Origin of the sequence: Lutibacter sp. HS1-25, assembly GCF_004121075.1 — a bacterium.
Classification (GTDB): domain Bacteria; phylum Bacteroidota; class Bacteroidia; order Flavobacteriales; family Flavobacteriaceae; genus Lutibacter.
This window is the reverse complement of record NZ_RHLN01000140.1, coordinates 1-12,387: the sequence shown is the minus strand read 5'-3', so window position 1 is coordinate 12,387 and position 12,387 is coordinate 1. Positions and strand designations below refer to the sequence as shown.

The 12,387-nt window shown below is 28.7% G+C and carries 7 protein-coding genes and 1 CRISPR repeat array; of the genes, 3 read left to right on the top strand and 4 right to left on the bottom strand.

Annotated features, from left to right (window positions below; all coding sequences use genetic code 11):
- The first annotated feature begins 17 nt into the window (after positions 1–17).
- Complete coding sequence (locus EC396_RS14025) at positions 18–440, top strand: secondary thiamine-phosphate synthase enzyme YjbQ (RefSeq protein WP_129367223.1); 423 nt, start codon at positions 18–20, stop codon at positions 438–440.
- A 243-nt stretch (positions 441–683) separates the two neighbouring features.
- Here the strand turns inward: EC396_RS14025 and EC396_RS14020 are convergent, their stop codons facing one another.
- From EC396_RS14020 to EC396_RS14005, 4 genes are read right to left on the bottom strand one after another with little or no spacing between them, the layout of a single operon-like run.
- Positions 684–1,850, bottom strand: coding sequence for an ABC transporter permease (locus EC396_RS14020; protein WP_129367222.1), 1,167 nt, complete (start codon positions 1,848–1,850; stop codon positions 684–686).
- A gap of 9 nt (positions 1,851–1,859) precedes the next feature.
- Complete coding sequence (locus tag EC396_RS14015; RefSeq protein WP_129367221.1) at positions 1,860–2,807, bottom strand: HlyD family secretion protein; 948 nt, start codon at positions 2,805–2,807, stop codon at positions 1,860–1,862.
- Positions 2,808–2,826: 19 nt separating this feature from the next.
- Positions 2,827–4,248, bottom strand: a complete 1,422-nt coding sequence (locus EC396_RS14010) for a TolC family protein (RefSeq protein ID WP_164975311.1) — start codon at positions 4,246–4,248, stop codon at positions 2,827–2,829.
- A gap of 22 nt (positions 4,249–4,270) precedes the next feature.
- A complete protein-coding gene (locus EC396_RS14005; protein WP_129367219.1) occupies positions 4,271–4,879 on the bottom strand; it encodes a TetR/AcrR family transcriptional regulator in 609 nt (202 codons plus the stop codon).
- A gap of 420 nt (positions 4,880–5,299) precedes the next feature.
- Between EC396_RS14005 and cas9 the strand changes: the two genes are divergently transcribed.
- Positions 5,300–9,679, top strand: a complete 4,380-nt coding sequence (cas9, locus tag EC396_RS14000) for a type II CRISPR RNA-guided endonuclease Cas9 (RefSeq protein WP_129367218.1) — start codon at positions 5,300–5,302, stop codon at positions 9,677–9,679.
- 56 nt (positions 9,680–9,735) lie between these two features.
- Positions 9,736–10,074 (top strand): GIY-YIG nuclease family protein, encoded by a 339-nt coding sequence (locus EC396_RS13995; RefSeq protein ID WP_129367217.1) that lies wholly within the window; start codon positions 9,736–9,738, stop codon positions 10,072–10,074.
- 201 nt (positions 10,075–10,275) lie between these two features.
- Positions 10,276–10,642: direct repeats of the CRISPR family, unit length 37 nt; unit sequence TGTTGTGGTTTGATTAAAGATTAGAAAAAACGATATT.
- Positions 10,643–12,387: the final 1,745 nt, after the last annotated feature.

Sequence of the window (12,387 nt, the reverse complement as noted above, 5' to 3'; positions counted from 1 at the left end):
TTGAAAAATTCAATCATATGAAATTTTATCAAAAAGAAATTCAAATTTCACCAAAAAAAAGAGGATTTTATTTAATTACAAATGAAATTTTAAATTCATTTCCTGAAATCAATCAAATTCAAATAGGTCAGTTACAGGTTTTTATCAAACACACCTCGGCAAGTTTAACCATTAATGAAAACGCAGATTCGTCTGTTAGAGTCGATTTTGAAAGTCATTTCAATAAAATGGTTCCCGAAAATATGCACTATTTTACCCATACTTATGAAGGTGCAGATGATATGCCTGCGCATATTAAAGCGTCACTTTTAGGCAATTCAGTTACAATTCCTATAACCAAAGGCAGTTTAAATATGGGCATTTGGCAAGGCATTTATTTATGCGAACACAGAGATTTTGGAGGCGCAAGAAATTTGGTTTTAACAGCCTTTGGAAACTAAAAACTTTCAAACTTTCAACCAATATAACTTGGGTGCTACCCACAAGGGGTCGGGCTATTCGCTATATCTTTTTTTAAATTCCACTGCGTTGCATTTAAAAAAAGGATGTCGCTGCTATCCCTAGCACTTAAAAACAGGTATCGCACTATTTTATTTGTAAAAAACAATTGTAAACTATTTAGATGGAAAAAAATAGTTTTACGTTTAAATACTTCGTAAAAAATCCAGATACCTGCTTTAAGTTTAGCCAATTACAGCCAATTTTTTATTTCTATAAATTTTAAATTTCAACAAAGCATAGCTTAATAAGACAAAAATTGCAGATAAAATTAGCAAGCCTTTAACTTCAGGCCAAACATCACTTAACGTAGCTTCATACATCAGTATTTTTCGCAATCCTATTAAAAAATGAGTTGAAGGAACACTGTCTGCAAGTGCAACAATATAAGGTGGCATTTGACTTAAAGGCCAAGTAAAACCACTAATTATAAAGCTAGGTGTTGCAACAACCATCAATACTTCAGTTGCCTTTAACTGACTAGGAATGGCGATACTTGCCAAAATACCAAGAAATGTTATCGCCAAAACATAAGCAATCATTAGTACCAATATTGCCCAAATATTTGCATTAAAAGGAACTTCAAACATTGGAAACATAAGGCGTAATAAAAATATAATAACAGTTCCTATAATCCAAAAGGGTAGGGCTTTAACAAACATTGCATTCCAAACATTTTTAGCTTTTGGCATAAACGTTGTATAAAAAGTTTTTTCTTCAAACTCTCTGGCAAAACTCAAAGCAAGTGCTAATAAAAATACTTGTTGAAGAATGATTCCCAATACACCTGGCCATAAAAAGGACATATAATTTCCAGAGGGATTGAAAAAGCGATTGTAACTAACTCCAAATGCCTCGTATTGCGATTGAGCCGTAACTGCAGGAATGCCTGTTTTTTTTAGACCTTCAATTTCTATCCCCGCATTTAATGTTCCTAAAATTTGCTGAATGGCTTTTACTCCATAATTGGCTGTTAAAACATTGGAAGTATTTATATCTATACCAATTTCTGGATGCCTTTTTTGAATCAATTGAGCTTCAAATCGTTCAGGAATAGTAATAATTGCAGCATATTCTTTACTGATAATTTGAGCTTTTAAATCGTTTTGATTTGTCAATAAAACAGCATCAAGAACTTCATTGTCATCTATCATATCTAACAATTGATTACTTAATGGCGTTTGATCTAAATCAATAACCAAAACAGGTAAATTAGTTGCTTTTCCTTTTTTATATACAGCGCCAAGTAAAACACCATAAAGTAGCGGAGCACCAATAAATATTGCAATTACTACAGAGTTGGTTTTTAATAGTGAAAATTCTCTTTTTAATAATAAGATCCAATTTTTCATAGTTCGTTTTTATTGTAATAAAACAGTCATATTTGCATATAATTTACCTGCTTTTTCTTGGTCTGTAGGTATTAATTTTAACTCGTAAGTTGCTTCGCCAAGTTGGTAATCAGGAAAAGCAGTTGTTATATCTGCATAATGTGTTAATTGTTTAATACTTATAAGTTTACCTTCAAAGTTGGTGTTTGTAAAAGGTGAGTTAACAGTAAAAGTTTGGCCAATAACATAATTAGCAATTTTACTTTCAGGAATTGTAAACCTAAAGTAAGTGCTATTTAATAAATAACCAGTAATAATTCCATATCCAGGCAAGGCAAGTTCTCCATTTTTTAAGGCAATTGTTTCAATTGTCATATTTTGAGGTGCAATAACAAAACGTTCGTTATAAGCTACATTGGCTTCTTGTAAAGCACCTTTAGCACGCTCGTAAGCTCCCAAAGCCATTCTTATTTTTTCATTCCTAACACCTTTTTTTACTTCGTTGTACTTTGCCAAAACACCTTCATATTGCGCTTTTGCACCCATATATGTCATATAAATTTCATCGTGTTTTTGATTAGATACCAAGCTGTCTAAAAACATAGCATTGACCCTGTTATATGATTTTTCGGCAAACGTATATTGTTCTGTAACCGCATCTAGTTTTGCTGAAACTTGTGCAAGCTGATCGTTTGTTGCACCATTTAAAGCCATTTCGTATTGTGCTTTTGCAGATTCAACAGCACCTTCGGCCTGTTCTTTTTTAGCTTCAATTTCAGGAACAATAAGTTGTGCCAAGGTGTCTCCTTTTTTTACAATTGCACCTTCTTCAATATAGGTTTCTAAAATTCTACCAGGGTATTTGCTCGCAATGTTAATAACATCTCTTTTAGCTTTTCCTTGTAAACCTTCTATTTTTTTGTTAGAACACGAAGTTATTAAAACACTTATTGATAAAAATATAATTAGATTTTTCATTTTATTTTTGATTGATGATTTATAATTTTTGAACTTGTAAGCTTCCTGTTGCTTTTAGCAATTCTAAAGCACTATTTCTTTGTGCCCAAACAGTATCGTAATAGTCTAATGTTGTGCTAGTATATTCTGCTTGTGACTCTAAAAAATCAGACAAATGGATCAAACCATTTTGGTATTCTTTGTAACTGATGTCTAGCGATTTATTTGCTGTTTGCATCTGTTTGTCTTTTAATTTTGTTTGAGCAGTAAGATTGTTAAATTGTATAAGACAATTTTTATAATTTAGTTCTAACAAATCATTTACTTCTTCTTTTTTATTTCTGGTTTTTTCTAAATCAATTTTTATTTGATCACGTTTTCCTTTTGTTTCCAAACCATCAAATAATTCCCATTTCATACCAAGTCCTAAAGAATTTAAGGGGTAAAGACTCAACTCGTTAACACCCAAATCGCCCAAGTTACCATTGTGTATCCCAGCATATTGGTGAGATGCAAATGCTTGTATTTTAGGTAAGTAACCATTTATTTCAGATTTGTATTGGTATTCTGTAGCTTTAGTGGCTTCATCTAATGCAGCCAATTCTGGACGGTTTAAATAACTGTTACCTAAATCGTTTACCAATCTTGGAGTTAACTCAACTTTTATTGTCGAAAGCCTAGAAACATCAATACCTGTTAGTTGATGTAATTTTAATAGTAGTAGTTCTTTGCCACCATCATATTCCAATTGTTTTGATGCCAGTTTTAATTGCGCTATTTCAACTTTTTGAAATTCGTGTTGTGTTATTAAGCCTTGTTCAAGGGCTTTTTTTGCAACAATAGTCTCTTTTTCTAATCTTTTAGTTTCTATTTCAAGCAGTCTTTTAGTTTGTTCTAAAAGAGCCAGCTTGTCGTAATAACTGGCAACTTCTGTAATTAAATTAGCCTCTTCTAATTTGTACATTTGCTCTTGCGCTTCAATTTTATGCTCCATAGCCTTTGATAAGTAGGGCGCTTTTAAACCGGTAAATAAAGTCCATTTAGCAGTTAAACCGCCCATCCAAACATTGCCTTTAAAATCAATATTTTGATTTAAAGCAGGAATATCTATACCTGTTGGAGGTAGTTCAATAGCTGGGATTCCAGGAATTAGTGGTGGTAATGTAAAACTTGGTATTGTAACAGGAAACACGTCTGTTTCTAGATTTAATTTACCTGAAGTGTAAGCATAAGAACCACCCAACTCTAAAGTTGGTATATAGGTATGTTTGATACTTTTTTTAACTTCTTCGCTTTTTTCTATATCCAGTAAATTATTTTTTAATGATTTATTATAATCTAATGCTGCATATAGTACTTTTTGCAAATCAAGATCATTGTTTGATGTTTGTGCAAAAGTGTAAGCAGCGTTAAAAATAAAGAACAAACAAAAACTTATTGTAATTAGGAATCTTCTTGTCATATTTAAAAACATTTATTTTTAATTAATTTATTTTTATAGCATCCCAACAAGCTTTAGAATACTGTTCTATTTTTATATTATCCAATTTAACTTGTTCATATTTTAGCATTCTAACCAAAGCCGTTATTGGACTATGTGTTAGGGTAATTAATGCTAAATTAGGTAAGGGTTTTATTGTTTTTTTATTTTTAGCATCTTCAAAAAAACGTTGTATGGGTGCTAAAAAAATATTGCTATTTTGATCGTATTTACTTGTTATATAGGGCGAATAGGTAAACTGAGACAGGAATTCTGGTTTTCTGGGATCTTTAATGTAAAAATTTAAAATGGCTGTCCAAATATTTATAAAATTTTGATAGGTAGAAATTACTGCTGAAAGATTTTTAGAAATAATATCATTTATTTCTTTGCCAATTTCTTCATACAATTCTACAATCATTTCTTCTTTATTTGTAAAATAAATATAAATAGTACCAGTTGCAATCTTAGCTTCATTTGCAATCATTTTAATACTGGTACCGTGAAATCCATTAGTGGTAATAGTTGTTAATGCAGCATTTAAAATTACAACACGCTTGTCCTTTACTTTTCCTCGGGTTACCAACGGACTTTTTGATTGGTTTTTTTCCATACGCAAAAGTAAAATTATTTTCTTAATGAACAAACGTTCATTAAGAAAATAAATATTATAAATGTATTACAATTAAACTTTAATAAATATTATAGCTAAAATAAAAAAACAGTTTGAATTTAAAGTCTAAGTTGATAAGTTATATGTAAGTGTATTTTAAATTAAAGCATAAAAGTTACATATAAAAAAAGTCCCACCGAAGCAGGACTTAAGACTTTCATCTACGTCATATAGCCTTATTGTGATAAGATTAAAGATTAGAATAATTTTTTCACTAGTCAAATATATAGAATATTTTCAATAAAAACTTACGGAAAACCGTAATTATAAATAAATTAATGTCACTATATTTATTTTTTTTAAAAATAAGTAGCATTATCTTATTTGAGATTTATAAAAATTGCTAAATACACGTAACAGATGTCAAAAATTTTAGGATTAGATTTAGGAACCAACTCTATTGGTTGGGCGATTGTTGAAAAAGAAGATGAACAGTTTACTTTAATTGATAAAGGAGTTCGGATTTTTTCAGAAGGAGTGAAAATAGAAAAAGGAATTGAAAGTTCACGTGCAGCAGAGCGAACTGGATATAGAAGTGCGAGGAAGATTAAATATCGAAGAAAGTTGAGAAAATATGAAACTTTAAAAGTACTTTCTCTAAATGGAATGTGTCCTTTATCAATAGAAGAAGTAAATAGCTGGAAGAAATCCTGTTTTAAAGAATATCCCCTAAATCCTGAATTTATAGATTGGTTACGAACTAGTGATGATGAAAATATTAATCCCTATTTTTTTAGAGATAAGGCAAGTAAACGAAAAGTTACTTTATATGAACTTGGAAGAGCTTTGTACCATATTGCTCAAAGACGAGGTTTTTTAAGTAATAGATTAGATCAATCAGCGGAAGGTGTTTATGAAGAGCATAATCCTCAAATTCAAGGATTAATTGAGGATTTGGATTCAACAGATTTAATTTTGAGTGAATTAAAGGATTATTTTATTGATATTGGGATTTTAGATGAATCTGAAAAAAGCGGTTTTAAAAAAGATCTAGATGAAGGAGAGAAAAAACTGAAGACACTTTATAATTCTTTAGTTACTATAACAAAAAAGAAAGAAATTGATTTTGTAAAATGTAAAGAAGAACTAATTACTCGCTTAAATAAAAAAGATGAGTTAGGAAAAGTAAAAGGAGGTATAAAAGATATTAGTCAAGCAATGCTTGATGGTAATTATAAAACTCTAGGACAATATTTTTTTAGTTTATATGATAAAGGAAAAATTAGAAGTCAATATACTTCTAGAGAAGAACACTATCTAGAGGAATTTATAACAATATGTAAAGTTCAAGGCATTGATGGTATTGATGAAAATGAAAAATTACCAGAAAAGAAATTTACAGGTTTAGCTAAAGAATTGTATAAAGCAATTTTTTTTCAAAGACCTTTAAAGTCACAAAAGGGTTTAATAGGGAAGTGTTCCTTTGAAAAGAATAAGTCACGTTGTTCAATATCTCATCCAAATTTTGAGGAGTATAGAATGTGGACATACATAAATACAATAAAAATTGGAAAACAGAGTGATAAAATTCTTCGTTTTCTTACGCAAGAGGAAAAATTAAAACTAGTTCCAAAATTTTTTAGAAAGAATGATTTTAATTTTGAGGTTTTAGCAAAAGAATTAATTGAAAAAGGAGCAAGTTTTGGTTTTTATAAATCATCAAATAAAAATGAGTTTCACTATTTATTCAACTATAAACCATCTGATACTGTTGCCGCTTGTCAAGTTTCAGCCTCTTTAAAAAATGCTGTTGGTGAAGACTGGAAAACAAAAATATTTACATATAAAACATTTAATTCAAAAGGTGTTGAAGTTACAAGAACAGTTGATTATAACGACTTATGGCATTTGCTATCAGTATCAACTTCAGATGTTTATCTGTATGAGTATGCCAAAATTAAATTAGAATTAGATGATAAAAATGCAAAATCATTCAGTAAAATTAAGTTAAAGAAAGATTTTTCAAGCTTAAGTTTGAGTGCAATTACTAAGATTCTTCCATATCTAAAGGAAGGACTTTTGTATTCACACGCAGTTTTTATGGCAAATATTAAAAATATTGTTGATGATAAAATTTGGAATGACCTTGATCAAAGAAACTACATTCAAACTAAAATAGCGGAAATTGTAGAAAACAACACCTTTGATAAAAATCAATTAGAGATAATTAATGGTTTAATTAAAGATTGCAAAGTTAATGATGAATATTATTCTACAGAAGCAGAAACAATTTATAAGAATGATTTATTAAAAAAGTTAGTTTCATTTTTTAAAAATCATAAAATTGAAGATGAGAATGAACAATTGAAAATTATCAATAATTTATTTCAAATTTTTATTGGTCAGCTAAAGTTACATGAATACATTAAAATAAAACGATTAGACGAAAAAGTTTTAGAATTTCTTCAAGGTAAAAATGAAGATGGAGAGGTTTTTTGTAGTAATCCAAAACATTTAAAAAAATTATATCATCCTTCAGATATAGAAGTTTTCAAAAAGAAAATGATAAAAAATGAATTAGGAAATGAAAAAGTTGTTTTAGGAAGTCCATTAACATCATCTATTAAAAACCCAATGGCAATGCGAGCGTTACATCAATTAAGAAAAGTATTAAATGCTCTTATTTTGGAAGGTCAAATAGATGAAAAAACTCGAATTCATATAGAAATGGCTAGAGAGTTAAACGATGCCAACAAAAGAAAAGGAATTCAGGATTATCAAAATGAAAATAAAAAGTTCAGAGAAGAAGCTATTAAAGAGATTAAGAAGTTATATTTTGAAGAATGTAAAAAAGAAGTAGTACCTACCGAAGATGATATTTTAAGATATCAACTTTGGATTGAGCAAAATAAATGTGAGATTTATGAGCAAGGTAAAAACATAAGTATTTGTGATATTATTGGTAGTAATCCAGCTTATGATATTGAGCATACAATTCCAAGAAGTATTTCACAAGACAATTCTCAAATGAATAAAACACTTTGTAGTCAGCGGTTTAATAGAGAAGTGAAAAAACAAAAAATGCCAATAGAGTTAAATAATCATATAGAAATAGTTCCAAGAATTACTCATTGGAAAGTAGCAGCTGATAAATTAGAAAGTGAGATTGATTTTTTGACTAGGACAATAAAATCGGCAGCAACAAAAGAAGCAAAAGATAAAAAAATAAGAAGAAGACATTATTTATCATTAAAACGTGACTATTTGAAAGGTAAATATGAAAGATTTATTTGGGAAGAACCCAGAGTTGGCTTCAAAAATAGTCAATTACCTGATACTGGAATTATCACAAAATATGCACAGGCTTTTTTAAAATCGTATTTTAAAAGAGTTGAAAGTGTGAAAGGCGGAATGGTTGCTGAGTTTAGAAAACAATGGGGAATTCAAGAATCATATATTGATGAAAACGGGTTTAAACATTACAAGAAGAAAGACAGAAGTAACCACACCCATCATACAATAGATGCTATTACAATCGCATGTATGACCAAAGATAAATATGATGTTTTAGCTCACGCTTGGAAATTGGAAGATGAACAGAACAAAAAAGAGGCTAGAGCAATAATTGAACAAGCCAAACCTTGGAAAACTTTTAAAGAAGATTTGTTGAAAATTGAAGAAGAGATTTTGGTTTCACATTATACACCAGACAACGTTAAAAAACAGTCTAAAAAGATTATTAGAGTACGAGGTAAAAAGCAATTTGTAGCAGAAATAGTGCGTGATGTTAATGGGAAGGCTATTCCTCAAAAAGATATAAACGGGAAAATTATTTATAAACTAAATGATAAAGGAGAAAAAATCCCAAGATATCAAGAAGGTGATACCATACGAGGCTCATTGCATCAAGACAGTATTTATGGAGCAATTAAAGACCCTTTAAATATTAATGAAATTCGGTATGTTATTAGGAAAGATTTAGAAAGTTTAAAAGCGAATGATATTGAAAGTATTGTTGATGAAATTGTTAAGCAAAAAGTAAAAGAAGCGATTGAGAATAAGGTGCTTATACTTTCTACAAATGCCCAACAAAAAAATAAGTTTGCAGAAAACAAAAAAGTATGGATGAATGAAAATAAGCAAGTTCCAATAAACAAAGTTAGAATTTATGCGAATTCAGTAAAAAATCCATTAGAAATTAAAGAGCATAGTGCTTTGTCAAAATCAAAGCATGAACATAAGCAAATAGTGTATGGGCAAAATGATGAGAATTATGCCATGGCAATTTATGAATTAGATGGTAAAAGAGAGTTTGAATTAATTAATAATTTCAACTTGGCAAAACTTATAAAACAAGGAGAAGGGTTTTATCCTTTAACTAAAGAGAAAGAAGTTAAAGGTAAAAAAGCTTTATATCCGATTGCAAAAAGTAATAAAAGAGATTTAGTCTTAAAAAGGGGCCAACAAGTGATTTTTTATGATAAATCAATCGAAAAACCAAAGGATTTAAATGAAATAACAGACTATTATAACAGAATTTATATAATCGAAGGTTTGTCTATTCAAAGAATTGTTAGACCGTCAGGGAAAATAGATGAGTATGGGGTTATTCAATTTAGAAACTTTAAAGAAGCTAGAAAAGCAGATGACATTAAAAAAGATAAATTTAAGATAGATGGAGTTTTTAAATTGGGAGAGAATAAACCTTTACGAAAAATGAATCATAATCAATTTAGTGCTTTTGTTGAAGGGATCGATTTTAAAGTGTTGGCATCTGGTAAAATTGAAAAAATAATTTAAAATTGTCATTTCGAACGATAGAGAGAAATCACATAAAGCAGTTAAAGTAAGTTGCTATGATTGAATTTAAAGAAGGCTTTCATACCTATTACGTTTATATTATAACCAATAAATACCGTTCAACATATTATGTTGGTATGACAAATGATTTAAAAGTTAGACTAAAACAACATATCGAAAATATTAAAAACGGAAACAAAACTTTTGCATCAAAATATAATTTACAATATTTGGTGTATTATGAAAAATTCACTTGGGTACAAGAAGCTATCTTAAGAGAAAAAGAAATAAAAAGTTGGAGGCGTGATAAAAAATTAAGTTTGATACGTTCTTATAATAATACATTTTCGTTCTTAAATGAAAAATTTGATGTGATTCCTCCTTTGTCGGAATGACAAGAAAGAATTTAAGGTTATTGTGATTATTTATTTAAAAATTAAAAGTATAATTTGTCATTTCGAACGATAGAGAGAAATCACATAAAGCGCAATGTTTGATGTGATTCCTCCGTTGTCGGAATGACAAGTATTAATAAAGTTCTTTGACATAAAACTAAATTAATCAACCAAATAAACAAAATCGAGCGAAGCGAGATTTTGTTGTGGTTTGATTAAAGATTAGAAAAAACGATATTATGCAGGATTTCTTGCAGTACCAAAAATATGTTGTGGTTTGATTAAAGATTAGAAAAAACGATATTTTTAAAAGGAAAAGAAAATAAATGTATTTTGTTGTGGTTTGATTAAAGATTAGAAAAAACGATATTTTGAATCAACTGATGTTTCTGCAGGATTTTGTTGTGGTTTGATTAAAGATTAGAAAAAACGATATTCTTTTTATTTTTAAACGGCCAGAACTATTGTTGTGGTTTGATTAAAGATTAGAAAAAACGATATTTGTAACAATGGTAATCAATGGGGACGCTATGTTGTGGTTTGATTAAAGATTAGAAAAAACGATATTAGTTGCTTTGTTAGCTTCTAATAATCAAAGAATTGAAATGAAATATCGTAAATAAAAATGCTCCTTTTTTGTACTGTTTAGGCAAGATTGGGGCATTTTTTGGTTTCTAAGTGGTTTACAAACACACCTTCATTATTTGATTTTGTGTGTTTGTGAATCGAAAAAAAGTAAAATTATGTTTAAAAAATAAGTTCATTCATTTTTTTTCGATGTGATTAAAGATTAGAAAAAACGATATTAGTTGCTTTGTTAGCTTCTAATAATCAAATAATTGAAATGAAATATCGTAAATAAAAATGCTCCTTTTTTGTACTGTTTAGGCAAGATTGGGGCATTTTTTGGTTTCTAAGTGGTTTACAAACACACCTTCATTATTTGATTTTGTGTGTTTGTGAATCGAAAAAAAGTAAAATTATGTTTAAAAAATAAGTTCATTCATTTTTTTTCGATGTGATTAAAGATTAGAAAAAACGATATTAGTTGCTTTGTTAGCTTCTAATAATCAAATAATTGAAATGAAATATCGTAAATAAAAATGCTCCTTTTTTGTACTGTTTAGGCAAGATTGGGGCATTTTTTGGTTTCTAAGTGGTTTACAAACACACCTTCATTATTTGATTTTGTGTGTTTGTGAATCGAAAAAAAGTAAAATTATGTTTAAAAAATAAGTTCATTCATTTTTTTTCGATGTGATTAAAGATTAGAAAAAACGATATTAGTTGCTTTGTTAGCTTCTAATAATCAAATAATTGAAATGAAATATCGTAAATAAAAATGCTCCTTTTTTGTACTGTTTAGGCAAGATTGGGGCATTTTTTGGTTTGTAAAATAGTTTAATGCACACCTTCATTATTTGATTTTGTGTGTTTGTGAATCGAAAAAAAGTAAAATTATGTTTAAAAAATAAGTTCATTCATTTTTTTTCGATGTGATTAAAGATTAGAAAAAACGATATTAGTTGCTTTGTTAGCTTCTAATAATCAAATAATTGAAATGAAATATCGTAAATAAAAATGCTCCTTTTTTGTACTGTTTAGGCAAGATTGGGGCATTTTTTGGTTTCTAAGTGGTTTACAAACACACCTTCATTATTTGATTTTGTGTGTTTGTGAATCGAAAAAAAGTAAAATTATGTTTAAAAAATAAGTTCATTCATTTTTTTTCGATGTGATTAAAGATTAGAAAAAACGATATTAGTTGCTTTGTTAGCTTCTAATAATCAAATAATTGAAATGAAATATCGTAAATAAAAATGCTCCTTTTTTGTACTGTTTAGGCAAGATTGGGGCATTTTTTGGTTTCTAAGTGGTTTACAAACACACCTTCATTATTTGATTTTGTGTGTTTGTGAATCGAAAAAAAGTAAAATTATGTTTAAAAAATAAGTTCATTCATTTTTTTTCGATGTGATTAAAGATTAGAAAAAACGATATTAGTTGCTTTGTTAGCTTCTAATAATCAAATAATTGAAATGAAATATCGTAAATAAAAATGCTCCTTTTTTGTACTGTTTAGGCAAGATTGGGGCATTTTTTGGTTTCTAAGTGGTTTACAAACACACCTTCATTATTTGATTTTGTGTGTTTGTGAATCGAAAAAAAGTAAAATTATGTTTAAAAAATAAGTTCATTCATTTTTTTTCGATGTGATTGACTACGTCGAATCTTTGATTTCCTCCTTTGTCGGAATGACAATAAAGAATTTAAGGTTATTGTGATTGTTCGTTTCGAAATAAAATAAAAAGT